Source organism: Methylomarinovum tepidoasis (assembly GCF_030294985.1).
Lineage (GTDB): Bacteria > Pseudomonadota > Gammaproteobacteria > Methylococcales > Methylothermaceae > Methylohalobius > Methylohalobius tepidoasis.
On record NZ_AP024718.1, the window covers coordinates 85,058 to 108,099 of the forward strand.

27 protein-coding genes and 1 tRNA gene are annotated in these 23,042 nt (G+C 65.0%); 14 read left to right on the forward strand and 14 right to left on the reverse strand.

Features of this window, described 5'->3' with window-relative positions; all coding sequences use genetic code 11:
• Positions 1 to 48 precede the first annotated feature (48 nt).
• Positions 49 to 909, forward strand: a complete 861-nt coding sequence (gene speE, locus MIN45_RS00425) for a polyamine aminopropyltransferase (RefSeq protein ID WP_286292652.1) — start codon at positions 49 to 51, stop codon at positions 907 to 909.
• A gap of 38 nt (positions 910 to 947) precedes the next feature.
• Here the strand turns inward: speE and MIN45_RS00430 are convergent, their stop codons facing one another.
• Positions 948 to 1,271, reverse strand: coding sequence for a c-type cytochrome (locus MIN45_RS00430; protein ID WP_286292653.1), 324 nt, complete (start codon positions 1,269 to 1,271; stop codon positions 948 to 950).
• Positions 1,272 to 1,298: 27 nt separating this feature from the next.
• On the opposite strand from MIN45_RS00430, the gene MIN45_RS00435 reads away from it, so the two are divergent.
• Positions 1,299 to 1,877, forward strand: a complete 579-nt coding sequence (locus MIN45_RS00435) for a MarR family winged helix-turn-helix transcriptional regulator (protein WP_286292654.1) — start codon at positions 1,299 to 1,301, stop codon at positions 1,875 to 1,877.
• 57 nt (positions 1,878 to 1,934) lie between these two features.
• On the opposite strand, the gene MIN45_RS00440 is transcribed toward MIN45_RS00435, so the two are convergent.
• Together MIN45_RS00440 and glnK are read right to left on the reverse strand one after the other, a co-directional pair.
• A complete protein-coding gene (locus tag MIN45_RS00440; RefSeq protein ID WP_286292655.1) occupies positions 1,935 to 3,212 on the reverse strand; it encodes an ammonium transporter in 1,278 nt (425 codons plus the stop codon).
• A 12-nt stretch (positions 3,213 to 3,224) separates the two neighbouring features.
• Complete coding sequence (gene glnK, locus MIN45_RS00445) at positions 3,225 to 3,563, reverse strand: P-II family nitrogen regulator (RefSeq protein WP_286292656.1); 339 nt, start codon at positions 3,561 to 3,563, stop codon at positions 3,225 to 3,227.
• Positions 3,564 to 3,685: 122 nt separating this feature from the next.
• Between glnK and ubiK the strand changes: the two genes are divergently transcribed.
• Positions 3,686 to 3,940 (forward strand): ubiquinone biosynthesis accessory factor UbiK, encoded by a 255-nt coding sequence (gene ubiK / locus MIN45_RS00450; protein ID WP_286292657.1) that lies wholly within the window; start codon positions 3,686 to 3,688, stop codon positions 3,938 to 3,940.
• A 1-nt stretch (position 3,941) separates the two neighbouring features.
• Positions 3,942 to 5,474, forward strand: coding sequence for a YifB family Mg chelatase-like AAA ATPase (locus MIN45_RS00455; protein ID WP_286292658.1), 1,533 nt, complete (start codon positions 3,942 to 3,944; stop codon positions 5,472 to 5,474).
• On the opposite strand, the gene MIN45_RS00460 is transcribed toward MIN45_RS00455, so the two are convergent.
• A complete protein-coding gene (locus MIN45_RS00460) occupies positions 5,450 to 6,262 on the reverse strand; it encodes a DUF2797 domain-containing protein (protein ID WP_286292659.1) in 813 nt (270 codons plus the stop codon). The genes MIN45_RS00455 and MIN45_RS00460 overlap by 25 nt on opposite strands.
• A 50-nt stretch (positions 6,263 to 6,312) precedes the next feature.
• Between MIN45_RS00460 and ppa the strand changes: the two genes are divergently transcribed.
• Positions 6,313 to 6,852: an inorganic diphosphatase gene (ppa, locus tag MIN45_RS00465; RefSeq protein WP_479691245.1), complete on the forward strand. Its 540-nt coding sequence runs from the start codon at positions 6,313 to 6,315 to the stop codon at positions 6,850 to 6,852.
• A gap of 16 nt (positions 6,853 to 6,868) precedes the next feature.
• Here the strand turns inward: ppa and MIN45_RS00470 are convergent, their stop codons facing one another.
• Together MIN45_RS00470 and MIN45_RS00475 are read right to left on the reverse strand one after the other, a co-directional pair.
• Positions 6,869 to 7,300, reverse strand: a complete 432-nt coding sequence (locus MIN45_RS00470) for a molybdenum cofactor biosynthesis protein MoaE (protein WP_286292661.1) — start codon at positions 7,298 to 7,300, stop codon at positions 6,869 to 6,871.
• 3 nt (positions 7,301 to 7,303) lie between these two features.
• Positions 7,304 to 7,534, reverse strand: a complete 231-nt coding sequence (locus MIN45_RS00475) for a MoaD/ThiS family protein (protein ID WP_286292662.1) — start codon at positions 7,532 to 7,534, stop codon at positions 7,304 to 7,306.
• Positions 7,535 to 7,595: 61 nt separating this feature from the next.
• Here MIN45_RS00475 and moaC point away from each other — a divergent pair, with 61 nt between their 5' ends.
• The 7 genes from moaC (at position 7,596) to MIN45_RS00510 (ending at position 12,374) form a co-directional block, all read left to right on the forward strand.
• Entirely contained in the window at positions 7,596 to 8,087 is a 492-nt protein-coding gene (gene moaC / locus MIN45_RS00480) for a cyclic pyranopterin monophosphate synthase MoaC (protein ID WP_286292663.1), read from the forward strand.
• Between the two features lie 47 nt (positions 8,088 to 8,134).
• Positions 8,135 to 9,076, forward strand: a complete 942-nt coding sequence (locus MIN45_RS00485) for a Tim44 domain-containing protein (RefSeq protein ID WP_286292664.1) — start codon at positions 8,135 to 8,137, stop codon at positions 9,074 to 9,076.
• A 57-nt stretch (positions 9,077 to 9,133) separates the two neighbouring features.
• Positions 9,134 to 9,206: transfer RNA gene (locus MIN45_RS00490), tRNA-Lys, on the forward strand.
• A 79-nt stretch (positions 9,207 to 9,285) separates the two neighbouring features.
• A complete protein-coding gene (locus tag MIN45_RS00495) occupies positions 9,286 to 10,719 on the forward strand; it encodes an RNA polymerase factor sigma-54 (protein ID WP_286292665.1) in 1,434 nt (477 codons plus the stop codon).
• Positions 10,716 to 11,564, forward strand: a complete 849-nt coding sequence (gene rapZ / locus MIN45_RS00500) for an RNase adapter RapZ (RefSeq protein ID WP_286292666.1) — start codon at positions 10,716 to 10,718, stop codon at positions 11,562 to 11,564. Before MIN45_RS00495 ends, rapZ begins: the two co-directional genes overlap by 4 nt.
• 4 nt (positions 11,565 to 11,568) lie before the next feature.
• Positions 11,569 to 12,027, forward strand: a complete 459-nt coding sequence (msrB, locus tag MIN45_RS00505) for a peptide-methionine (R)-S-oxide reductase MsrB (protein WP_286292667.1) — start codon at positions 11,569 to 11,571, stop codon at positions 12,025 to 12,027.
• Positions 12,027 to 12,374 carry an HIT domain-containing protein gene (locus MIN45_RS00510; protein WP_286292668.1) on the forward strand — a complete coding sequence of 116 codons (348 nt, stop codon included), beginning with the start codon at positions 12,027 to 12,029 and terminating at the stop codon, positions 12,372 to 12,374. The genes msrB and MIN45_RS00510 overlap by 1 nt, the downstream gene beginning before the upstream one ends.
• 128 nt (positions 12,375 to 12,502) lie before the next feature.
• Here MIN45_RS00510 and purH read toward each other — a convergent pair whose 3' ends face one another.
• From purH to MIN45_RS00535, 5 genes are read right to left on the reverse strand one after another with little or no spacing between them, the layout of a single operon-like run.
• Entirely contained in the window at positions 12,503 to 14,068 is a 1,566-nt protein-coding gene (gene purH / locus MIN45_RS00515) for a bifunctional phosphoribosylaminoimidazolecarboxamide formyltransferase/IMP cyclohydrolase (RefSeq protein WP_422732666.1), read from the reverse strand.
• A complete protein-coding gene (locus MIN45_RS00520) occupies positions 14,065 to 14,325 on the reverse strand; it encodes a helix-turn-helix domain-containing protein (RefSeq protein WP_286292670.1) in 261 nt (86 codons plus the stop codon). The genes purH and MIN45_RS00520 overlap by 4 nt, the downstream gene beginning before the upstream one ends.
• 28 nt (positions 14,326 to 14,353) lie before the next feature.
• The gene (dusB, locus tag MIN45_RS00525; protein ID WP_286292672.1) at positions 14,354 to 15,325 is read right to left on the reverse strand and encodes a tRNA dihydrouridine synthase DusB; all 972 of its coding nucleotides are present in this window, start codon (positions 15,323 to 15,325) and stop codon (positions 14,354 to 14,356) included.
• Positions 15,326 to 15,358: 33 nt separating this feature from the next.
• Entirely contained in the window at positions 15,359 to 16,234 is an 876-nt protein-coding gene (locus MIN45_RS00530; protein ID WP_286292674.1) for an HAD family hydrolase, read from the reverse strand.
• An 11-nt stretch (positions 16,235 to 16,245) separates the two neighbouring features.
• On the reverse strand, positions 16,246 to 17,670 hold the full coding sequence (locus MIN45_RS00535; protein WP_286292676.1) for a glycosyltransferase: 1,425 nt from the start codon (positions 17,668 to 17,670) through the stop codon (positions 16,246 to 16,248).
• 124 nt (positions 17,671 to 17,794) lie between these two features.
• Between MIN45_RS00535 and MIN45_RS00540 the strand changes: the two genes are divergently transcribed.
• Complete coding sequence (locus tag MIN45_RS00540; RefSeq protein ID WP_286292677.1) at positions 17,795 to 19,054, forward strand: glycosyltransferase family 4 protein; 1,260 nt, start codon at positions 17,795 to 17,797, stop codon at positions 19,052 to 19,054.
• 15 nt (positions 19,055 to 19,069) lie between these two features.
• On the opposite strand, the gene speD is transcribed toward MIN45_RS00540, so the two are convergent.
• Together speD and MIN45_RS00550 are read right to left on the reverse strand one after the other, a co-directional pair.
• Positions 19,070 to 19,852, reverse strand: coding sequence for an adenosylmethionine decarboxylase (speD, locus tag MIN45_RS00545; protein ID WP_286292679.1), 783 nt, complete (start codon positions 19,850 to 19,852; stop codon positions 19,070 to 19,072).
• 23 nt (positions 19,853 to 19,875) lie between these two features.
• The gene (locus MIN45_RS00550) at positions 19,876 to 20,304 is read right to left on the reverse strand and encodes an OsmC family protein (protein WP_286292681.1); all 429 of its coding nucleotides are present in this window, start codon (positions 20,302 to 20,304) and stop codon (positions 19,876 to 19,878) included.
• Between the two features lie 250 nt (positions 20,305 to 20,554).
• Here MIN45_RS00550 and MIN45_RS00555 point away from each other — a divergent pair, with 250 nt between their 5' ends.
• Positions 20,555 to 21,244, forward strand: coding sequence for a 2,3-bisphosphoglycerate-dependent phosphoglycerate mutase (locus MIN45_RS00555; protein WP_286292683.1), 690 nt, complete (start codon positions 20,555 to 20,557; stop codon positions 21,242 to 21,244).
• 172 nt (positions 21,245 to 21,416) lie between these two features.
• Here the strand turns inward: MIN45_RS00555 and MIN45_RS00560 are convergent, their stop codons facing one another.
• The gene (locus MIN45_RS00560; RefSeq protein ID WP_286292684.1) at positions 21,417 to 22,928 is read right to left on the reverse strand and encodes a R3H domain-containing nucleic acid-binding protein; all 1,512 of its coding nucleotides are present in this window, start codon (positions 22,926 to 22,928) and stop codon (positions 21,417 to 21,419) included.
• Positions 22,929 to 23,042: the final 114 nt, after the last annotated feature.

Genomic DNA, 23,042 nt, shown 5'->3' on the forward strand with positions numbered 1-23,042 from the left:
CACGATGTAGCAAACTTTGCCGATTTCCATTTTCCGCAAGGAGATACCATGCTCGACCCCAACCGCTGGTTCACCGAGATCGACGAGGACAACCACAGCGCTTTTTCCCTCCAGATCAAACGCAAACTGCACGAGGAGCAGACCCCGTTCCAAAAGATCGAGATCTACGAAACCGTCGGCTTCGGCAACCTGATGGTGATCGACGGCTTCGTCATGCTGTCGAGCCGCGACAACTTTCTCTATCACGAGATGATGACCCACCCGGTGCTCTACAGCCATCCCGACCCCAAACGGGTGTGGATCATCGGCGGCGGCGACTGCGGCAGTCTGCAGGAAGTCCTCAAACACCCGGAGGTGGAAAACGCCATCCAGATCGAGATCGACGAGCGCGTCACCCGCCTTTCCGAGCGGTACTTTCCGGAGCTGTGCCAGGCCAACGACGACCCCCGCGCTCAGTTGAAATTCGAGGACGGCATCCAATGGGTCAGGGAGGCGCCGGCAGGCAGCGTCGATGTCATCATCGTCGACAGCACCGACCCGCTGGGACCGGGCGAAGGGCTGTTCACGGAAGGCTTCTACCGCGACTGCCTCAGGTGCCTGGGCGACGACGGTCTGTTGATCCAGCAAAGCGAATCGCCCCTGTTCCATCCCCACATCCTCCATCCCATGCGCAAGGCGATGAAGGCGGCCGGTTTCCGGGAGGTGAAGACCCTGTTCTTCCCTCAACCGGTATACCCGTCGGGCTGGTGGAGCGGGACGGTGGCCGCCAAGACGGCCATCGGCCAGCCACGGGAGGCGGACATCCTGGATAAGCCCTTCCCCACCCGCTATTACAATCTGGACATTCACCGCGCCGCCTTCGCCGCGCCCAACTGCTTTCTGGAAGCGGTGGCAAGGGAAGAAAACTGAGAAAAACGGGCGGCCTGCGCCGCCCGTTCAGTCGGGTTTCAGGGACAGGGTTTCAGACTGCTGTAAAAGGCCGCCAGATCGGCGATGTCCCCCTCGCTCAGGCCGGCGGCCATGCCGTTCATCAGCGGGGCCTGGCGGGTCTTGTCGCGGTAAGCCTTCAGGGCCTTCTCCAGATAGGGGGCCTTCTGGCCGGCAAGGTTCGGATAGGAAGTGCCCGGCGCACTGATCCCATTGACGCCATGACAGCCGATGCAACCTTTGCTCTGGGAAATCTTCCGCCCCGCGTCCGCATCGGCGCAAAGGACAGCATTTCCCCACAGGCTGCCGACCATCAATGCTACAATGGAAAAGGCTTTTCTCATCGTTCCTCCTCAATGGACACCCTGCATATGAAGACTGCTGAAGTTTACAAATATCTGGAGCGCATCGACAATCTGCTTCGCGCCGAGGTCCGCCAGGGCGATACCAAACTCCAGCCGGTACAGCTGGAAATTCTCCACTATCTCAGCATCTGCAACCGTCACAGCAACATCCCGGCGGCCGTCACCGAATACCTGGGGCTGACCAAGGGGACGGTCTCCCAGACCCTGACGGTCCTGGAATCCAAGGGACTGATCGAGAAAGTTCCGGACACCCGGGACCGCCGTGTCGTCCACCTGTTCCTGACCGAACAGGGCAAGGCCGTGGTTGCCACTTCCCTGCCGCCGACAACCCTGAAACAAGGGCTGGGCTTCATGGCGCCGGAGGCACGCGAACAGCTGGCCCGGGGGCTGGCCGCTTTGCTGGAGGGGATGCAGGCCGCCCGCCAATACAAAGCGTTCGGCGTCTGTGGCGCCTGTGCGTATCTGCGTGAAACCGAAACCGGCCACTGCTGCGATCTCACCGGCCTGCCGTTGGAAACTGAACAGCTGCGGCAGATCTGCCGCGAATTCCAGCCCGCCGCAGGCGAGGGCGAACAGGCGGCCTGACGCGCCCGGCCGCCGGTGCCGGAAAAGGCCGGCTTGTCGCCGGCCTTTTCGCATCCCTCAAAGGTGATAGGCAGTCTCCTCGTGTTCGGTGATGTCGAGCCCCTCGGTTTCCGCCTCCGGCGTCACCCGCAAACCCAAAAGCCCGTCGAGCAGCTTCAGCAGGGCGAAGGTCCACAACCCGCACCAGGCCCCGACGCTGACCAGCGCCAGCACCTGCACCCCCAGCTGCTGACCGATCGTATGATCTTCGGCCAAACCGAAGCCACCCAAGCTTTCCGCCGCCAGCACGCCGGTCGCCAGCGAGCCGAAAATGCCACCGACGCCGTGAACCGGGAAGACATCGAGGGAATCGTCGATGTGCAACACCCGCTTGATCCACTGGGTGGCGGTGAAGCAGACGCCCCCGGCGAGGATACCCAGCACCAGGGCGCCCGCCGGTCCGACGAAGCCGGAGGCGGGCGTGATGGTGCCGAGCCCGGCCACCATGCCGGTGACCATTCCCAGCACGCTGGGTTTGCCGAAGCGCCACCATTCGATGAACATCCAGGAAAGCACCCCGGCGGCGGCGGCGATGTGGGTGACGAACAGGGCCATGCCCGCCGCTCCGCTTGCGGCCAGGGCGCTACCGCCGTTGAAGCCGTACCAGCCGACCCACAACATGCCCGCGCCCGTGACGGTCAAAGTCATATTGTGTGGCGGCATCGGCGTCTGGGGGAAACCGCGACGCGGCCCCAGCACCAAAGCCGACACGATGGCCGCCACCCCGCAGGTCAGATGCACCACGATCCCGCCGGCGAAATCCATCACCCCCAGATCCGCCAGCCAGCCGCCCCCCCAGACCCAATGGCACACCGGCACATAGACCAGCAACAACCACAGGGCGCTGAACCATAGCACCGCCGCAAAGCGCATGCGCTCGGCGAAACCACCGACCACCAGGGCCGGCGTGATGATGGCGAAAGTCATCTGGAAGGCGACGAAGACGATTTCCGGCAGCGAGCCGCTCAGGCTGTCGGTCCCCACCTGACGCAGAAACACCTTGTCCAGGCCACCGATGAACGCATTGGCCGCACCGCCCTCCCCGAAGGCGAGGCTGTAGCCGCCGATCAGCCACAACACCGACGCCAAAGCGGCGATGGCGACGCACTGCCCCAGAATCGACAGCACGTTCTTGGAACGCACCAGGCCACCGTAGAACAGCGCCAGCCCGGGCAGGGTCATGAACAGCACCAGCGCCGTGGTGGTCAGAATCCAGGCCGTGTCGGCAGCGCTGAAATCGTCCGCCCCTGCCGCCGGCGGCAATGCCAAAAGCAAAACAGGCAATCGTTTCACCATGTCTTCCCTCCGTCAAAGCGCATCCGGGCCGGATTCCCCGGTGCGAATACGGACGACGTTCTCCAGCGGGGAAACGAAGATCTTGCCATCCCCGATCTTGCCGGTACAGGCGGCCTTGGCGATGGCCTCCACCACTTCATCGGTGCGGTCGTCGGTCACGGCCACCTCCAGTTTGACCTTGGGCAGGAAATCCACCACGTACTCGGCGCCCCGGTACAGTTCGGTATGGCCCTTCTGGCGCCCGTAACCCTTGACCTCGGTGACGGTCATGCCGGCGATGCCCAGGTCCATCAGGGCTTCGCGGACGTCGTCGAGCTTGAACGGTTTGATGATTGCGGTAACGAGTTTCATGACACACTCCCCCTTTCGTTGCAAACGGTTCAATATGCCGCAAAAGGGCGGTGAACTCAATTGGCCCGCCGACAGGGCTTGCGCTATGCTTGAAGCATCCACCCTTTTGGAGAATCCCGATCATGCTCGACCCCAAACGTCTCGACGAACTCGCCCAGCGCCTGAGCCAGACGCTGCCCCCCGGCCTCCAACATCTGCGCGAGGACATGGAGAAGAACTTCCGCGCCATCCTGCAAAGCGCCTTTTCCCAGATGAATCTGGTCAGCCGGGAGGAATTCGAGGTTCAGGCCGAACTGCTCAAACGCACCCGCGAAAAACTGGAACGCCTGGAGCGCCAGCTGGCGCAGCTGGAACAGCAACTGGACCAGCACGAATGACATGAGCCTCGCCCGGGTCTACAGCCGGGGACAGAGCGGCATCGACGCCCCGGAAGTGTGCGTCGAGGTGCATCTGGCCAACGGCCTGCCGGGGCTGTCCCTGGTCGGCCTGCCGGAAACCGCGGTCAAGGAAAGCAAGGACCGGGTCCGCGCCGCCCTGGTCAACTGCGGCTTCGAATTCCCCGCCCGCCGCATCACCGTCAACCTGGCCCCGGCCGATCTGCCCAAGGAGGGCGGCCGCTTCGATCTGGCCATCGCTCTGGGAATTCTGGCCGCTTCCGGCCAGCTCCCCGGCGACCGCCTGGCGGATTACGAATTCCTGGGAGAACTGTCCCTCGGCGGCGAGCTGCGCCCGGTCCGCGGCGCCCTGTCGGCGGCGCTGCGGTGCCGCGGGGCCGGCCGGGATCTGATCCTGCCAACGCCGAATGCCGCCGAGGCCGCCCTGGTGAACGACTTGGCCGCGTTCGGCGCCGACCATCTGCTGGGCGTCTGCACCCATCTCCAGGGACGCGACTCCCTGACACCCGCCACAGCGCCTCCGGCAATCGCGGCGGCCTGGCCCGTCGATCTGGCCGAGGTCCGCGGTCACTATCAGGCCAAGCGTGCGCTCCAGGTGGCCGCCGCCGGGGGACACAACCTGCTGATGGTGGGACCGCCCGGTTCCGGCAAGTCGATGCTGGCTCAGCGCCTGCCGACGCTGCTGCCGCTGCTGGACGAGGAGCAGGCCCTGGAGAGCGCCGCCATCGCCTCCGTGAGCGGCCAGCCCTTCGATCCCGCCCGCTGGCGGCTGCCGCCGTTCCGCCATCCCCACCACAGCGCCTCGGCGGCAGCGATGGTGGGCGGCGGCGGGGGTTCGTCCCTGCGTCCCGGGGAGATCTCCCTGGCCCATCACGGCGTCCTGTTCCTGGACGAGCTGCCGGAGTTCAGCCGCAAGGTGCTGGAGACCCTGCGTGAGCCGCTGGAAAGCGGGCGCATCACCCTCTCGCGTGCCGCCCGCAAGGTGGAATTTCCCGCCCGCTTCCAGCTGATCGCGGCGATGAACCCCTGCCCCTGCGGCTTTCACGGCGATCCCGGCAACCGCTGCCGCTGCAGCCCGGCACAGATCCAGCGTTACCGGGACCGCCTCTCCGGCCCGTTGCTCGACCGCATCAACTTGCACCTGGAAGTGAACAGCCAGTCCGGCGACCTGCTGCTCTCCACCAGGCAAGAGCGGAGCAGCACCGAGCTGCGCGAGGAAGTGGTCCGGGCGCGGGAAACCGCCCTGGCGCGCGGCGGCTGCCTCAACGCCCATCTGCCGGTGGCGGACATCGAACGCTTCTGCCTCCCGGACCCCCAGGGCCAGGCCCTGCTGCAGCAGGCCATCGAACGCCTGGGCCTGTCCCACCGGGCCCTGCACCGTGTCCTCAAGGTCGCCCGCACCATCGCCGACCTCGACGGCAGCGAGACGGTGCAGGTCAGACACGTGAGCGAGGCCATCGGCTACCGCCGCCTCGACCGCCGCCCCCTGCCTCAGGCCGCCAGTGCGATCCGGTAACCGGCGAACTTGCGGATGTTGATGACGCCGGTGTCGAAGATCAGATACTGGCCCTTGATGCCGGTGAGGGTGCCTGTGACCTGCGCCTGCCTGTCGAAGTTGAAGGATCTGACCTTGTCCGGATAGCGCAGGACCGGGTAGCGGATGCGGGTTTCGGCCGCCGCCAGCCGCGCCAACCCCGCCCCGATCGCAGCCAAATCTTCGGCCACCCGTTGCAGCAGGCGGTCGCGCTCGGCCGCCAGATCGATGGCCGGCGCCTCGCCCCGGAGCATCTTCTGCCACTGGGTCCGGTCGCTGACGTGCCGCTTCAACGTCACCTCCGCCCGCCCGGCCAGCAACCGCTCGCCCACCTGCAGGATCGGCAGCGCCTGGGTCGCGCCCTGGTCGATCCAGCGGGTGGGAACCTGGACGGCGCGGGTGATGCCCACCTTCAGCCCGGAGGAATTGGCCAGATAGACCACATGGGGGCGCAGGCAGTTGTCCCTGGCCCAGTCCGGCTCGCGGCAGGTCCCCTGATGATAGTGGCATAACTCCGGTTTGACGATGCAGGTGTCGCAGCGCGCCAGTTTGCGCACGCAGGGGAAGCAATAGCCCTGGTTGAAGCTTTTGCGGGTCTTGCGACCGCAGTGGATACAGTGGATATCCCCGGTCCATTCCAGCTTCAAAGACCGGCCGATGAGTGGCGCCAGGGGAATGTCGCACCCCTCCCCCAGAGGCAGACGGTATTCGGCCGTGCCGTCTTCCAGCAGGCGGGTCTTCATTTTGCGCAGGTCGCCGCACTCGTTCATAATGGATGATTTTTCATGGACTTTAAGCGAAGGAGAACCCAGTGGCATTGATGAACGTCTCCTCCGGGGCCAACGTACCCCACGATATCAACGTCATCATCGAAATTCCAGCCTACAGCGACCCGGTCAAGTACGAGATCGACAAGGAAACCGGCGCCCTGTTCGTGGACCGCTTCATGGGTACGGCGATGCAGTATCCCTGCAATTACGGCTATGTGCCTCACACCCTTTCGGAGGACGGCGACCCGGTGGACGTGCTGGTAATCTCCCCCTGGCGGCTGATCTCCGGTTCGGTGGTGCGCTGCCGTCCCATCGGGGTGTTGCAGATGACGGACGAATCCGGCGTCGACGCCAAAGTGCTGGCGGTGCCGGTGGACAAACTCACCCCGCTGTACGCCAAGGTGGATTCCTTCCGCGACATCCCCGAATCCCAACTGGCCCAGATCGCCCACTTCTTCGAGCACTACAAGGACCTGGAGCCGGGCAAGTGGGTCAAGGTGGAAGGCTGGCTCGGGGTCGAGGAAGCCAAGCAGGAAATCCTCGCCAGCATCGAACGCTACAACCAGGCCAAGGAAAAGCCCAACTTCTAAGCCAGCGCCGGGCCCCTCAGCCCGGCGTATTCTTCTCCACCCAGCGCGCCCCGCGCGGGGTCACCTCCTTCTTCCAGAAGGGAGCCCGCTGCTTCAGCGCCTCCATCAGCCAGCGGCAGGCTTCGAAAGCCTCGCGGCGGTGTTCCGACCACACGCCCACCAGAACGATGGGTTCCCCCGGCCGGATGTGCCCCACCCGGTGGACCACGAGCACCGCCGCCAACGGCCAGCGCTGCCGGGCTTCCGCCGTCAGCCGCTCCAGCTCCCGTTCCGTCATGCCGGGATAATGCTCCAGAAACAGAGCTTCGACCTCATCCCCCTGGTTGAAGTCCCGCATGGTGCCGACGAAACAGGCCGTCGCCCCGAAACTGCCGGGCGGCAGGCGCCGCTGCTCGGCCTGCAGGAGCGCCCAGGGATCGAACTCACCCTCGACCAGTTGCACCGCCATGGCTCAACCTCCCGTCACCGGTGGAAAGAAGGCCACCTCGTCGCCGTCGCGCACCGGCGCATCGGGGCCGGCATGGTTCATGTTGACCGCCGCCAACACCTCGGGAGGCAGATCGTCGCCGGTCAGCCGGCGCCAGACATCGGCGACACAGCCGATCCCCTCCGGCGCTATTTCCGTCTGTTCGATGCCCAACCGCTCCTTCAGACTGGCGAACACGCGCACCCGAATGGCCATGACTTCCCCTTTTTCCGATAATTACGCTAAGCTTTGCACCTATTTAAGCACAGGAACGACGATGGCAGAACTGACCCACTTCGATGCCAGCGGCCGGGCCCACATGGTGGACGTAGGCGACAAACCGGCGACAAAGCGCCGGGCGGTGGCCGAAGGCTCAATCGCCATGCAGCCGGCCACCCTGGAACTGATCCGCCGCGGCGGGCACGAAAAGGGGGACGTCCTCGGCATCGCCCGCATCGCCGCCATCATGGCGAGCAAGAAGACCGCCGACCTGATCCCCCTGTGCCATCCGTTGCCGCTCACCCGGGCCGAAGTGACCTTCGAAGCCACGGAGAACCGCATCCGCTGCCAGGCGACGGTGGAAACCACCGCCCCCACCGGGGTGGAGATGGAAGCCCTGACCGCGGTGCAGATCGGCCTGCTCACCATCTACGATATGTGCAAGGCGGTCGACCGCGGCATGACGATCACCGACGTCCGGCTGCTGGAAAAATCCGGCGGCCGCAGCGGCCATTGGCGCCGCGAATGCGCGAACCCGGAATCTCCTTAGCGGTCCAATGACTATCTCTACCAAGTAGAAAAAACAAGGAATCACCCATGATAAAACTCCCCTTGAGCCTTCTCAGCCTGCTGTTGACGGTCGTTTTCGTCATGGCCCCGTTCCAGGACGCCGAGGCCAAGCGCTTCGGCGGCGGGCGCTCCTTCGGCGGCCGGCCGCTGTACAGCATGCCGTACAAACGCTCGGCGATCCCCAAGAAGCCCCTGTACAACCGCCAACAGACCGCACAACGGCAGGCGACCGCCCAGCGCAATCAGGCCGCCCGCCAGTCCTGGCGCAATCGCGGCGGCCTTCTGGGCATGCTGGCCCCGTTCCTGATCGGAGGGCTGCTGGGTGCGCTGTTCTTCGGCGGCGCCTTCGAGCACATCAACCTGGCCGACATCCTGGTTCTCGGCGGTCTGGCGTTTCTGGCTTTCAAACTGCTGGCGCGCCGCCCCCGGCCGGCGGCGGAAAGCCCTTACGGCGGAAGCGGTTACGATCCCAGCCCGGAGGCCTCCCCAACCGGCGGCTTTCGGGCCACGGAATCGACCCCCCGGCGGCCGTTCGACACCGACCTGCTGTTCGGCCGCAAGGGCGCCCGCACCGTGGAGGCCCCGCCGCCGGAACTTCCGGCCGACTTCGACGCGGACGCCTTCCTGGAAGATGCCAAATCCCTGTTTCTGCGGCTCCAGGAAGCCTGGAACCGGGGTGAGATGGCCGACATCCGCGAGCTGACCACTGACGAGGTGTTCATGGAGATCAAGGACCAGTGGCAACAGGAAGGCAGCGGCGAGCCGACCGAAGTGCTGGAACTGGACGCCCAGCTACTCGACTACCGCCGCGACGAGGACGGCGAAGAAGCCGCGGTCCTGTTCACCGCCTTGCTGAGGGAAGGACGGCAACCCCCCGAGCGGATCGAGGAAATCTGGCACTTCGTCCGCCCCCAGCGCCAGTTCAACGCCGGCTGGCGGCTGGACGGCATCCAGCAGGTGGAGGACTGAACGACGGCCGGTTGCGTTTTCCGTGATCGGCCGCTATCATATGCGTCTTCCCGCCACGGGCCGTTAGCTCAGTCGGTAGAGCACCGCACTTTTAATGCGATGGTCGTTGGTTCGAATCCAACACGGCCCACTCCTTTCCCTCTCCCGCCCGCAATCTGCCACCGTTATCAGCTAGAATAGTTCCAGGACCGACAAGCACTGGAACTTCGATGAAGCAAAGCCTGCAACTGCGCCAGGGCCTGCAGCTGAGGATGACGCCGCAGCTGCAGCAGGCGATCCGTCTGCTGCAACTCTCCTCCGTGGAGCTCAAACAGGAGATCCAGGAAGTTCTGGAGAGCAACATCATGCTCGAGCTGGCGGAAGAGGAGCAGGCGCAGGTCCAGACGGCGCCCCAGGACCGCAGCGCCGAAACCTCGGTGACCGCGGCGAATCCGGACATCCCCGAGGAACTCCCCCTGGACACCCACTGGGAGGACGTCTACGACAACGTTCATACCGCCTTGAGCGGCACAGACGACCCAGACCACGATTTCCTGCTCCAGCGCAGCGCCCCCGAAGGGTTGCACGAGCACCTGGAATGGCAGATGGAGCTGTCGCGCTTCAGCGAACGGGACCAGCTCATCGCCATGGCCCTCATCGACGCCATCAACGAAGAGGGCTACCTCGAAGCCTCCCTGAGGGACATCCTCCAGGCGCTGGAAAACGAGTTGCCGGCCCTGGAAGTAGACGAAGTCGAAGCGGTGTTGCACCGTATCCAGCAGTTCGATCCTCCCGGCGTCGCCGCCCGCTCCCTGGGAGAATGCCTGGCGATCCAGCTGCGCCAGCTTCCGGAGGAAACCCCCTGGCGCCAGGAAGCCTTGATCATCGTCACCCGCCACCTGCGGGAACTGGAGAAACAGAACATCGGCGCGCTCAAGAAAACCTTGGGGCTCGATGAAACGCAGCTGGACGAGGTCATCGCCCTGATCCGGACCCTCAATCCCCATCCCGGCCTCGTCTACTCCACCCGGGAACCGGAATACGTCATTCCCGACGTCTTCGTCTTCAGGCGTGGTGAGCGCTGGGTGGTTTCCCTCAATCCGGAAACCGCCCCCAAACTGCGCATCAACCCCTACTATTCCGGCATGATCAAACGGGCCGACAAAAGCCCGGACAACGTCAGCATGCGCTCCCATCTGCAGGAAGCGCGCTGGTTCCTGCGTAGCCTGCAGAGCCGCAGTGAAACCCTGCTGAAAGTGGCGCAGTGCATCGTCGACCGCCAGCAGGGATTTTTCGAACACGGCGAGATCGCCATGAAGCCGATGATCCTGCGCGATGTCGCCGAGGAACTGGGACTGCACGAATCGACGGTTTCGCGGGTGACCACCAACAAATACATGCATACGCCCCGCGGCATCTACGAATTCAAGTACTTTTTCTCCAGCCACGTGGGCACCGAATTCGGCGGGGAGGCCTCGGCCACCGCGATCAAGGCGCTGATCCAGGAACTGATCCAGCACGAGAATCCGGCCAAACCCTTGAGCGATCTGAAGATCGCCAAGCTGCTGCAGGAAAAGGGCATCCACGTCGCCCGCCGCACCGTGGCCAAATACCGTGAGGCCCTGGGGATTCCCGCCTCCAGCCGGCGCAAACGCCTGTTATGAGCCAGGTCATCATCGTCAGCGGCCTGTCCGGGGCTGGCAAGAGCGTAGCGCTGACCACATTGGAGGACTGCGGCTATTACTGCATCGACAACCTGCCGGTGCGGCTGCTGGAACCGTTCGCTCGGGATCTGTGTGAAAACCATCCCTTCGACCGCACCGCCATCAGCATCGACTGCCGCAACCTGGGCAGTGGCGACGACCTGTTCGACCAGACCCTGGAAATCCTGTCCCAGTTTCAGATCCCACACCGTATCCTGTTCCTGACCGCCGACACCCGGACCCTGATCCAGCGTTACAGCGAAACCCGGCGCCGCCATCCGCTCGGTGACCGGCCTCTGGCTGACGCCATCGAGCAGGAACGCCGCCTGCTCGAATCCATCGCCGCCCGCGCCGATCTGGTCATCGACACCAGCCGTACCAACATCCACCAACTGCGCCAGGAAATCCGCCAACGGCTGGGAGAGTTGGACAACCGCCGTCTGTCGCTGTGCTTCACCTCGTTCGGCTTCAAACACGGCCTGCCCCTGGACGCCGATTTCGTCTTCGACGCCCGCTGCCTGCCCAATCCCCACTGGGAGCCGCAACTGCGCCCCCTGACCGGCAAGGATGACGGCGTCATCGCCTATCTGGAGAAATATCCCGAGACACAACGGTTCCTCGACCAGATCGAGACCTTCCTCCGCGACTGGCTGCCCCGCTTCGAGGCCCAGAACCGCAGCTACCTGACCGTGGCCGTCGGCTGCACCGGCGGCCAGCACCGTTCGGTCTATCTGGTGGAACGATTGAAACGGGCGTTCTCGGACGCCCCCTATCCGGTTCTGACCCGTCACCGCGAACTGGGCTGAAACCATGACGCGCGATTACAGCAAACCCGATCCGGAAACCCTGCGCCGCCTGCTGACGCCGCTGCAGTACGAAGTCACTCAGAACGACGGCACCGAGCCGCCGTTCCAGAACGACTACTGGAACGAAAAGCGCGACGGCATCTACGTGGACGTGGTCAGCGGCGAACCGCTGTTCTGCTCCCTGGACAAATACGATTCCGGCAGCGGCTGGCCCAGCTTCAGCCGCCCGCTGGAACCGGACAACCTCGTCGAGCGCGAGGACACCCGCCACGGCATGCGCCGCATCGAGGTCCGCAGCCGTCACGCCGATTCCCATCTGGGACACGTGTTCACCGACGGCCCGCCACCGACCGGCCTACGCTACTGCATCAATTCGGCAGCGCTGCGCTTCATTCCCAGGGAAAACCTGGAACGGGAAGGTTACGGCGACTATCTGAAACTGTTCGAACAGGAGAGACGCTGATGGCAACCATCTTCGAGAAGATCGTCAAGGGGAAACTGCCGGCGGACATCGTCTATCAGGACGATCAGGTCACCGCTTTCCGCGACATCCACCCGGCCGCCCCCACGCATATCCTCATCGTGCCCAACAAGCCGATCCCGACGGTCAACGACGTCCAGCCCGAGGACGAGCCCCTCCTCGGCCACATGATCTACGTGGCCAAACTGCTGGCCGAGAAGGAAGGCATCGCCAAGGACGGCTACCGCCTGATCATCAACTGCAACCAGCACGGCGGCCAGGAAGTCTACCACCTGCACCTGCACCTGATCGGCGGCCGGCCGCTGGGGCCGATGGTGGTGCGTAAGTAGTATCCCCACCACTGGAAGGCAGCGGGTGGAACGGGGATTTCAGGGCGTACCCGGCCTGGACGGCCGGGTCCGAGCCTCCAGGGATGGATCGACGGCGTCCCTGAAATGCCCGTCCCACCCGCTGCCACTCAATGGCGGAAGTGGCGCATGCCGGTGAACACCATGGCGATGCCCGCCTCGTCCGCGGCAGCGATGACCTCCTCGTCTCGGATCGAACCGCCGGGCTGGATGATCGCCGTCACCCCGGCCTCGGCAGCCGCATCGACCCCGTCGCGGAAGGGGAAGAAGGCGTCGGAAGCCATCACCGAACCGGCAACGCTCAAGCCCGCTTCCTCGGCCTTCAGAATGCCGATCCTGGCGGACCACACCCGGCTCATCTGCCCGGCGCCGATCCCCAGCGTCTGACGCTCCCTGGCGTAGACGATGGCGTTGGACTTGACGTACTTGACCACCTTCCAGGCGAACAGCAGGTCCGCCAGCTCCGCCTCTGTCGGCTTGCGCCGGGTGACCGCCTTGAGATCCTCAAGGGTCACCATGGCGATGTCCTTGTCCTGAACCAGCAGGCCGCCGGAAATCCGCCGCAGCTCCAGTTCCGGGGCCGGCGGCTCCCACATGCCGCAGGCGAGCACCCGGACGTTGGGCTTGGACGCCAGCGCCGCCAAGGCTTCTTCGCTGACGGCCGGGGCGAGGATCACCTCTACGAACTGGCGCGAGACGATGGCGGTGGCGGTGTCGCCATCCAGCGTCTGATTGAAGGCGATGATGCCGCCGAAGGCGGAGGTGGGATCGGTGGCGTAGGCACGCTCGTAGGCGGCCAGCAGGGTGTCGGCCTCGGCGACGCCGCAGGGATTGGCGTGCTTGACGATCACGCAGGCGGGACGCTCGGCGAAGGACTGGACGCAGGCCAGGGCCGCATCGGCGTCGGCCAGATTGTTGTAGGAAAGCGGCTTGCCCTGCAGCTGGCGGGCGTGTCCCAGGGTGCCGGACGGGGGTTCCTGCTCCCGATACAGGGCCGCACGCTGGTGGGGATTCTCGCCGTAGCGCAGATCGCGCACCTTGCGGGCGCTGATTTCTAAGGCCTGCGCCAGACTGGCGTCGGGATCGACCACCCTGGCCAGATAGGCGGCGATGGCGGCATCGTAGGCGGCGGTGTGCTGGAAGGCCCTGACCGCCAGCTGCAACCGCAGAGCGTCCGGCAGGGCATTGAGGTTGAGCTTGAGGGCTTCGAGCACCTGGCCGTAGTCCTCCGGATCCACCACCACGCCGACGTCGCGGTGATTCTTGGCCGCCGCCCGGATCATCGCCGGGCCGCCGATGTCGATGTTCTCCACCGCCTCTTCGAAGGTGCAGCCGGAACGACGGGTCACCTGGGTGAAGGGATAGAGGTTGACGACCACCAGGTCGATGGGTTCGATGCCGTGCTCGGCCATTACTTCATCGTCGATGCCACGGCGGCCGAGAATGCCGCCGTGGACCTTGGGATGCAGGGTCTTGACCCGGCCGGCCATGATCTCCGGAAAACCGGTGTACTCGGACACCTCGGTCACCCGGACGCCGTTAGCCTCCAGCAACTTGGCCGTTCCGCCGGTGGAAAGGATTTCGATCCCCAGCTCCTGCAATCCCTCGCAGAATTCCACCACCCCGGTCTTGTCCGATACGCTTACCAGCGCGCGCTTGACTTTGTGCATGGTCATTCGATCTCGTATTGTTGAATTTTCTTACGCAGGGTGCTGCGGCTCATGCCCAGCACCTGGGCCGCCTTGCTCTGATTGCCGCCGGTGTGGTTCAGCACCGCCTCGATCAAGGGCTTTTCCACCTCGGCGATCACCATGGCATGGAGCCCGACCACGGTCTCCCCGTCGAGCTGGGCGAAGTAGCGCTCCACCGCGATCCGCACCTGCTCTTTGAGGACGATTCCCTGTCTCGACAGCTGTCGATTGTCCTGGGTCATGACATTCCTGTGCTTGCGATTGGAAGATTCAGGCGGCCCGGTGGGCCTGAAGCAGACCGGCCAGGGCATCGTGCTGAGCCGCTGCCGTCTCCAGCTGCAACAGCGGCCGCCAACAGGCCGCCGGCCATCCCAGCCGCTCCAGATACCAGCGGATGTGCTTGCGGGCGATCCGCACCCCCGCCTGGGGACCGTAGAACTCGTGCAACGCCTGGACGTGCTCCAGTATCACCGCCGCCTTTTCCGTCCAGGCGGGCTCCGACAACCGCCGCCCCGAAGCCAGATAGGCACCGACCTGGCCCAGCAGCCACGGCTGTCCCTGGGCGGCGCGACCGATCATCACCACATCGGCCCCGGAGTGATCCAGCACCCGGCGGGCCTTTTCCGGGCTGTCGATGTCGCCGTTGGCCACCACCGGGATCGACACCGCCCGCTTGACCGCGGCGATGGTGTCGTATTCGGCCGCGCCGCTGAAGCCGCAGGCCCGGGTACGACCGTGCACCGTCAGCATCCGGATGCCGGCGTCCTCGGCGATGCGGGCGATGGTGACCGCATTGCGATGGGCCGGGTCCCAGCCGGTGCGGATCTTCAGGGTCACCGGCACCGAAACGGCCTGTACCACCGCCGTCAGGATCGCCGCCACCCGCCCCTCGTCACGCAACAACGCGGAGCCGGCGGCCACCCGGCAGACTTTCTTGGCCGGACAGCCCATGTTGATGTCGATGATCTGCGCCCCCAGAGCCTCGGCGTTGCGGGCGCAGGCCGCCATTTCCTCCGGATCGACTCCCAGGATCTGCACCGCCCGCGGCTCCGGCTCACCGCGATGATCGGCCCGCTGGCGGGTGCGCCGGTGGTGCCGCAGCTGCGGTCGGCTGGAGATCATCTCCGACACCGCAAGTCCGACCCCGTAACGCCGACACAGGCGGCGGAAGGGCAGATCCGTCACCCCGGCCATGGGGGCCAGAATCACCGGCGAGGACAGGGCGTAAGGTCCGATGCGCATGGTCTGCTGTCTTCAGGCTGGGAGCCGATCAGTTTAGCCGATGGCGCCGCCGATACCCAAGCGTGAATCGCCCAGCACTGCAGGGATCTGGGACAAGGTTTTGAAAATACAGGTCGGCTCCACGTCCCGGCAGCCGGGATCGTCCTCGCGCAGCCGCAGCGAACGGGCGTCGCCGGCATAGAGACCACCGGCCATCCCCACTTGGACGGAGGGGCGGATGTCGTTGCGGATGTCGTTTCCCACGTAGAGTACCTCGCCGGCCCCCACCCCGTGGCGCACCAACGCCGTCAGGGCGGCCTCGAACGGCCGGGTCGAGGGCTTGGCCACCCCCAAGCGCCAGGAAAACAGGCACAATTCCGGGAGAAAGCCTAGTTCCTCCAACGATTTCCCCACCAGGGCGGGGAACAGCAGCGGGGTGAAGAACTGGGCATTGGAGACGATGCCCATCAGGTAACCGCGTCCGGCCAGCCAGGCCAGGGTTTCGGCCAGATCGGGCATGGGCCAGACCGGATTGACCCGCAGCTCGTATTCCAGCGCCAGGCGCCGGGCCATCTCCAGCGGCGCCTGCAGCCCCAGTTCCGCCAGCACCGCCTGCCAGATGGCGATGATGTCCACTTCCGGATAATCGATCCCGGCCGCGCGTTTGCGGGCGTGTTCGGCCTGAATCGCCGCGGTGAGCAGCGCGGAACTGCCCCGGGGCGGCAGTCCCACGGCGGCCAGGGCCTCGGCAAAGGCCTGGTCGCTATCCACCGCCAGGCCGACGCCGATTTCCCCGGCGGCGGAAACGAACAGAGTGCCGTAGATGTCGAACAGCACCGCCCGCACCTGCGCCAGCCGTGGCAGCCGGGCCTCGATGGCGGTGGGCAGGGGTTCGAGCGGGCGGGACAGGGCCCGGATGCGGGCGATCAATTCATTATCGTTCACAGGCGTAGCAGACACAGACGTTCGGGTTGCAGAAACCGGTGCAGCAGCGCCGCCGCGTCCAAGGCGCCGGGCGGGGTGCAGGGGGCGGCCAGCAGGGCGGCGTAAAGGCTTTCCAGGCGCGCGCCGTAGTGGCGCAGGTCGTAATGCCGAAGGGCCACGGTTCGGTTGCGGGCCACCGTCTGCGGCGACGGGACCGGCAGCCGCCGGGGCAAGGACTGGCGGGCGGCGGCGCTGCGGTGAAGGTGGCGGATGACCCGGGTCTGCAGGGGTTCGTCGAGACGGCCGAAATCCACCCGTCCCTCCCGCACCCAGGCAGCCCAGGCCCGAGCGCATTGGTCGGCCGTCGGTTCGGGGAGTCCGTAGGCCCGATACAGCGCCCTCAACCCCTCCGCCAGGCGCTGCCGCAACGGTTTTTCCCCCAGCCATTCGAGCGGAACCTCCAGACGGGGGTAGAGGTGGTCCAGATCCAGCCCGGCCTCGCGGAAATCGGCGGTGATATCCGGCAGATCGCGGCCGCTGACCGGCCGCTCCAGCAGCCAGGGTTCCAGAAACGCCATGCCGAAACCTTCCGCCACGCTGGTGGTTACCAGACAGTGGGCCGCCCGCACCATGGCCGGGAAGGACCAGCCGGTCCGGTGGGCCAGATCGAAACTCAGCGGCAGCGCCAGCTCGCGGGCCAGGGCCTCCCAGTGACGGTAGAAATGCTGCTCGCGCGGGTTCTCCGGCGCCAGCGAGGTGGCGAAATGATCGCCCGCTTCGGCCAGCGTGGCCCACAGCAGCAATTCGCCGACGTTCTTGCGCCGGATCGCCCGGGTGGGATACAACCACAGGCGTCCTTCCGGCCAGCGCCTCTCCTCCCCGTCCTGCGGCGGCAACCAGACCGGATTGGGCAAAAGATGCAGCCGTTCGGCCGCCACCCCGGCACCGGCCAGAAAGGCGCGGTCGCGGCTGTTGAGCACGGCGTAATGCACCTGGGGGGCGGACGGGTAGCAGGCGGCGAAATCTTCGCCCAGGAAGCGGCGCAGGCGCTGGTAATTGTAGGGGCGGAAATCCTCGGGAAAATCGTGGATCTGCAGCAACAACCGCGCCCCTGCGGCGGCCAGCCGGGCCACGACCGGCGGCAGGGCCAGATTCTTGCCCAGGTGATGATTGTGGAAATGCCACACGTCCGGCGCCCCGCCGAGAGTGGCCGCGGCAGCATCCGTCAGCGCCGCGTGCAATCGGCTGACGGCGACCGGCTCCCTTCCCTCGTCGTAGGCCAGCTCCTTCACCACCCTGACCGGCACCGGGAAGTCTCCCGGAGCCTCGGCCGCCAGCACCACCGCCTTCCGGCCGGCGTCGCGCAGCAGCCGGCCGGCATGTTCGATCACCCGGGTGACGCCCCCGGGACGCAAATGGTAATGAACGATCGCGATCCGCACGGTCTTCCTGACAGTTTTTTATTCCATTATGCCTGCCACCCCCTTGGAGCCGCAAAATCCTTATAATGGCGCTCGGTTTGAGCGCTATCCTTAAGAATGAAACACGCCAACGAACCCATCCTCCATGGCAGAAAACATCGGCTTCGTCTCCACCCGCTTCGCCGGCACTGACGGCGTCTCCCTGGAATCGGCCAAATGGGCCGAAGTGTTCTGGGAGGATCGCCACATCAGCTTCTGGTACGCCGGCCAACTCGACCGCGCCCGGGAAATCAGCCTATTGGTGCCGGAGGCCTACTTCGGCCATCCGGACAACGAATGGATCAATCGGCAGCTGTGGGGCCGCACCCGCCGCACCACCGAGGTGAGCCGGCGCATCCGCGATCTGGCCGAACACCTCAAAGGCACCCTCTATGAATTCGTGGATCGCTTCGACATCACCCGCCTAGTGGTCCAGAACGCCCTCACCATTCCCATGCACGTTCCCCTGGGGGTGGCGATCATCGAATTCCTGATGGAAACCAAGATCCCTACCATCTGCCATCACCACGACTTTTACTGGGAACGGGAGCGGTTCCAGATCTCCCCCATCGCCGATTATCTGGAGATGGCCTTCCCGCCCCGCCTGCCGGAGATGCAGCACGTGGTCATCAACCAGGCCGCCCGCGAGGAGCTGGCCTGGCGCAAGGGGCTGTCCTCGGTGTTGATTCCCAACGTCCTCAACTTCGACCGCCCGCCGCCGGGCATCGACGACTACAACGCCGACATCCGCCAGGAACTGGGGCTGAGCGAGGAGGATATCCTGGTGCTGCAGCCGACCCGGGTGGTGCCCCGCAAGGGCATCGAGCACGCCATCACCCTGCTGCGGCGCCTGAACGATCCGCGCTGCAAGCTGATCCTGTCCCACGGCGTCGGCGACGAAGGCATGGAATACTTCAACCGCCTGATGGACCTGGCCCGCGACGAGGGAGTGGACGTGCGCTACTTCGGCGACCGGGTCGAGGACAAACGCCGCCTTGACGAACACGGACACAAAATCTACACCCTCGACGACCTCTATCCCCACGCCGACCTGGTGACCTATCCGAGCCTGTACGAAGGCTTCGGCAACGCTTTCCTGGAGGCGGTCTACCACCGCAAACCGATCATGGTGAACCGCTATTCCGTATTCGCCCGCGACATCGAGCCCAAGGGTTTCCGGGTGCCGGCCATGGACGGCTTCGTCGACCGCCACGTGGTGGAGGAAGTGCGCCGGGTCCTGGACGACGCCGACTACCGCTGGCAGATGGTGGACCACAACTTCGCCCTGGCGCGGGAATACTACAGCTATCCGGTGCTGCGTTACGGCCTGCAGACCCTGATGAGCAACTTCATCCACGCCATGTAGTCCGCAGGCTCGCTCTCAGTCGTAGTTGCGGCCGTAGAAGATCTCGTCCATCTCCTGCTGCACCTTCCGCCATACGGCCTCCCGCTCCTCGGGAGAAAGCACGACGTCGTCGGGCGCGAACAGGTAGTCGTCGAGATCGAACTCCTTGAGCTTCATCTTGGTGTGGAAGATGTTTTCCTGATAGACATTGACGTCGATCATCTGGTAGCGGGCCCTGGTGTCCTCGGCGAGGAAATTCTGGATCGAGGTGATTTCGTGGTCGATGAACAGCTTGCGTCCGGTGACGTCGCGGGTGAAGCCCCGCACCCGATAGTCCATGATGACGATGTCGGACTCGAAGCTGTGGATCAGGTAGTTGAGGGCCTTGAGGGGGGAGATCTTACCGCAGGTGGCCACGTCGATGTCGGCGCGGAAGGTGCTGATGCCTTCGTGGGGATGGCTTTCCGGATAGGTGTGGACGGTGATGTGGCTCTTGTCGAGATGGGCCAGAATGGTGTCCGGCAAAGGACCTGGGGTTTCGGCATTGCAGCTGCCGTGACCGACCGGATCCTCGGAGATCAGCATGGTGACGCTGGCCCCCTGGGGGTCGTAGTCCTGATGGGCGATGTTGAGGACGTGGGCGCCGATGATGTCGGCCACGTCGGTGAGAATCCTGGTCAGCCGCTCGGCGTTGTAGGCCTCGTCGATGTATTCGATATAGCGCTGCTGGTTCCTGGGGCTGGTGTAGCAGATGTCGTAGATATTGAAGCTCAGACTCTTGGTCAGGTTGTTGAAACCGTGCAGTTTCAGTTTTTCCATCGGCTGGTGAACCTCGAACGACGTTAATCTTGGGCCCCGGGATCGACCACCTCGAAACTGTGGCTGACTTCCGCCGCTTTGCCGAGCATGATCGATGCCGAACAATACTTTTCCGCCGACAGGGATACGGCGCGGCGCACGGCCGCCTCGCTCAATCCGCGGCCGCTGACGACGAAATGGAGGTGGATGCGGGTGAAGACCTTAGGGACGGTATCGGCGCGCTCGGCCTCGACGCGGACTTCGCAGTCGCTGACCGGCTGGCGGCCTTTTTTGAGAATGTGGACCACGTCGAAGGCCGAACAGCTGCCCACCCCCAGCAGCAACAATTCCATCGGCCGTGGCCCCAGGTTGCGGCCGCCATGTTCAGGGGGACCGTCGACCACCACCCCGTGGCCGCTGCCACTCTCCCCCAGAAACAGAACGTCTTCGATCCATTTGACCCGTGCTTTCATTCTTCCTCCGCTACACATTCTTCAAGCGGCGGTAAAATATCACAAATATCCAACCGATGGGCTGCTTCATCCTCCGACACAACGACGTCGTCCTCAGCACGCATTGGTTCGCCTGGGAAGCCCTTACAAGGACACCCTGTCACAAACCCCATGTCAAGCCAGCATTGGGCCATATGGCTTTTCGAACGATCCAAGACAGATTAGAATTAGTAGATTTTGAGCTCATAGCAATCTCAGGAGTCGATATTTCATGAAAGCAGCCACCCTGACCCTGATCCGTCACGGTCAGTCGATCTGGAATCTGCAGAACCGTTTCACCGGCTGGATCGACGTCAGCCTCAGCCCCCAGGGGCTGCAGGAAGCCCGTCAGGCCGGCGAACGTCTCGCCGACCAGCGCTTCGACGTCGCCTACGCCTCCACCCTGATCCGCTCCCAAGAAACCCTGTACGAAATCCTGCGGCTCAACCGGCATTGTAGCGGTTACCGCCGGGTCCACGAAGGAGACAGCGCCTGGTACGAGCACTTCAAACCCGGCCCCGAGGACGAGGACACCCTGCTGATCCACTTCGCCGAGGAGCTCAACGAGCGCTTCTACGGCGACCTCCAGGGGCTCAACAAGGATCAGGCGCGCCAGGAGTTCGGCGCCGAGCAGGTGCACATCTGGCGGCGCAGCTACGATACCCCGCCGCCCAACGGCGAAAGCCTGGCGGCGACCGCCGCCCGGGTGATCCCCTTCTTCAAGGACCGCTTGGCGCCGATCCTGCGGGAAGGGCGGAATCTGCTCATCGCCGCCCACGGCAATTCCCTGCGGGCGCTGATCATGCACCTGGAAGACATGACCCCGGAGCAGATCCTGGCCTACGAGCTGGCCACCGGCGTTCCGATTCAGTACCGTCTCGACGGCGCGCTGAACGTCCTGGAAAAGACGGTTTTCGACTGATGCGGACCTGACAGTCCGGCTTCCGGGGCGGGGAAGGGTCTGCCGGACCGAAATTCGTCCGTGAATTTAGGCCCGGCGCGGCCCTCCCTGGCCGCTGACAGACCCTTCCCCGCCCTTGCAAGCTCATAAGCCGCTACGACGAAAAAGCCCCTTGAACCGAGGGGCTTTTTCGTCACGACCGGGCTTCGGTCCAGTCGGGATAGATCACCAGATGCCGCAGCGGGTCGGAGCCGACGCTTTCGGCCACCAGATGGTAGCGGTTGACGATGTGGTGCTGGATCTTGCGGACTTCCCGTGGTTGCGGCGCCAGGGCCACTTCCACCGCTTCCTCCAGAACCTTCTGCACCGCCGCCTCCGCCTCCTTCACCGCCGCGTCGATGTCGGCCTCGGCCGTTTCCTCGGCCTGGCTGAAGACGTGATTGAGCAGGCGGCGGATCTGGGCGGTGCTGCTTTTCTTCACCGTGTGCAGCGGCAGACCGGTGGCACCCAGGATGCGGCGCAGGCGGCCGTCATCGGCGCGGGAACGCAGCGCCAGGATCATGTCGGCCCGCTCTGGGCTGGAGACGGTGCGGGCGTCGAAGCGGAAGCTGCGGATGACCCGCTCCACCAGGTCGCGGCTGACCGCATAGGGGTAGATGCGGACCTCCCCTTTCAGCGCCTCGGACGACAGCGGCTTGCCGGCGGTTTCCGGCGCCGGGGCTTCCACCCGGCTTTCGCCGTCAGGGGTGCGGCGAATGCCGCCGGCGTCCTCGCCGCGGAGGATACTGTCCACCGCCGCCGCGGTGTCGGTGTGGACGATCAGCTCGTCCCGGCCCACCAGCTCCACCACCTGTTCGAAGGTGGGCGGGGCCTTGCGTTCGGCGACGGTCTTCTGGGTGCCGCGGAAACGGGCCTCCTCGTCCCCCAGAGTCACGGTCTGCACCCCGCCCACCAGATCCGACAGGGTCGGGTTCTGGACCAAGTTCTCCAGGGTGTTGCCGTGGGCGGTGCCGATAAGCTGGACGCCGCGCTCGGCGATGGTGCGGGCGGCGAGGGCCTCGGCCTCGGTGCCGATCTCGTCGATGACGATCACTTCCGGCATGTGGTTCTCCACCGCCTCGATCATCACCGCGTGCTGCTTCTCCGGCCGCGGCACCTGCATGCGCCGGGCACCGCCGATGGCCGGATGGGGGATGTCGCCGTCGCCGCCGATCTCGTTGGAGGTGTCGATCACCACCACCCGCCTGCCGTAATCGTCGGCCAACACCCGCGCCACTTCGCGCAGCTTGGTGGTCTTGCCGATTCCGGGACGGCCCAGCAGCAGCAGGCTGCGGCCGGAGGCGATCAGGTCGCGGATCAGTTCGATGGTGCCGCTGACGGCGCGGCCGACGCGCAGGGTCAGGCCGATGACGTCTCCCTTGCGGTTGCGGATCGCCGAGATGCGGTGCAGGGTGCCCTCGATGCCGGCGCGGTTGTCGGCTCCGAACTCGCCCACCTGGGCGACCACGTGGGCGATGTCCTCGCGGCCCACCGGCCGGTCCTCCAGAACCTCCACACGGTCGGCATAGCGGGCCTGGGGCGGGCGCCCCAGATCCATGACGATCTCCAGCAGGCCGTCTTCCGGCAGGGTCGCCAGCCGCTCGCGCAGCGCCAGAGGCAGCACGTCGACGAGCAGCGCCAGTTCGTCACTGAAGGGCGTGGTCATGGAAGTCTCGCGTGGGTGGGTTGGCAGGATCGAAGTTGCGTGTTGCATTATTTCAGGGGCCAAAGGCCGTGTAAACTGTGGTCGCACATAAGACGACGGACTTGGCGCCGGGTT

Coding starts and splice junctions, on each gene's coding strand:
- MIN45_RS00475 (WP_286292662.1), bottom strand. CDS start 7,534: ATGGCCATTCGGGTGCGCGTGTTCGCCAGTCTGAAGGAGCGGTTGGGC.
- ppa (WP_479691245.1), top strand. CDS start 6,313: ATGAACGTCTCCTCCGGGGCCAACGTACCCCACGATATCAACGTCATC.
- glnK (WP_286292656.1), bottom strand. CDS start 3,563: ATGAAACTCGTTACCGCAATCATCAAACCGTTCAAGCTCGACGACGTC.
- MIN45_RS00435 (WP_286292654.1), top strand. CDS start 1,299: ATGAAGACTGCTGAAGTTTACAAATATCTGGAGCGCATCGACAATCTG.
- MIN45_RS00430 (WP_286292653.1), bottom strand. CDS start 1,271: ATGAGAAAAGCCTTTTCCATTGTAGCATTGATGGTCGGCAGCCTGTGG.
- MIN45_RS00510 (WP_286292668.1), top strand. CDS start 12,027: ATGGCAACCATCTTCGAGAAGATCGTCAAGGGGAAACTGCCGGCGGAC.
- MIN45_RS00550 (WP_286292681.1), bottom strand. CDS start 20,304: ATGAAAGCACGGGTCAAATGGATCGAAGACGTTCTGTTTCTGGGGGAG.
- ubiK (WP_286292657.1), top strand. CDS start 3,686: ATGCTCGACCCCAAACGTCTCGACGAACTCGCCCAGCGCCTGAGCCAG.
- MIN45_RS00555 (WP_286292683.1), top strand. CDS start 20,555: ATGAAAGCAGCCACCCTGACCCTGATCCGTCACGGTCAGTCGATCTGG.
- msrB (WP_286292667.1), top strand. CDS start 11,569: ATGACGCGCGATTACAGCAAACCCGATCCGGAAACCCTGCGCCGCCTG.
- MIN45_RS00560 (WP_286292684.1), bottom strand. CDS start 22,928: ATGACCACGCCCTTCAGTGACGAACTGGCGCTGCTCGTCGACGTGCTG.
- MIN45_RS00495 (WP_286292665.1), top strand. CDS start 9,286: ATGAAGCAAAGCCTGCAACTGCGCCAGGGCCTGCAGCTGAGGATGACG.
- moaC (WP_286292663.1), top strand. CDS start 7,596: ATGGCAGAACTGACCCACTTCGATGCCAGCGGCCGGGCCCACATGGTG.
- MIN45_RS00485 (WP_286292664.1), top strand. CDS start 8,135: ATGATAAAACTCCCCTTGAGCCTTCTCAGCCTGCTGTTGACGGTCGTT.
- MIN45_RS00455 (WP_286292658.1), top strand. CDS start 3,942: ATGAGCCTCGCCCGGGTCTACAGCCGGGGACAGAGCGGCATCGACGCC.
- purH (WP_422732666.1), bottom strand. CDS start 14,068: ATGACCATGCACAAAGTCAAGCGCGCGCTGGTAAGCGTATCGGACAAG.
- speE (WP_286292652.1), top strand. CDS start 49: ATGCTCGACCCCAACCGCTGGTTCACCGAGATCGACGAGGACAACCAC.
- MIN45_RS00440 (WP_286292655.1), bottom strand. CDS start 3,212: ATGGTGAAACGATTGCCTGTTTTGCTTTTGGCATTGCCGCCGGCGGCA.
- dusB (WP_286292672.1), bottom strand. CDS start 15,325: ATGCGCATCGGACCTTACGCCCTGTCCTCGCCGGTGATTCTGGCCCCC.
- MIN45_RS00470 (WP_286292661.1), bottom strand. CDS start 7,300: ATGGCGGTGCAACTGGTCGAGGGTGAGTTCGATCCCTGGGCGCTCCTG.
- MIN45_RS00520 (WP_286292670.1), bottom strand. CDS start 14,325: ATGACCCAGGACAATCGACAGCTGTCGAGACAGGGAATCGTCCTCAAA.
- MIN45_RS00540 (WP_286292677.1), top strand. CDS start 17,795: ATGGCAGAAAACATCGGCTTCGTCTCCACCCGCTTCGCCGGCACTGAC.
- MIN45_RS00460 (WP_286292659.1), bottom strand. CDS start 6,262: ATGAACGAGTGCGGCGACCTGCGCAAAATGAAGACCCGCCTGCTGGAA.
- rapZ (WP_286292666.1), top strand. CDS start 10,716: ATGAGCCAGGTCATCATCGTCAGCGGCCTGTCCGGGGCTGGCAAGAGC.
- speD (WP_286292679.1), bottom strand. CDS start 19,852: ATGGAAAAACTGAAACTGCACGGTTTCAACAACCTGACCAAGAGTCTG.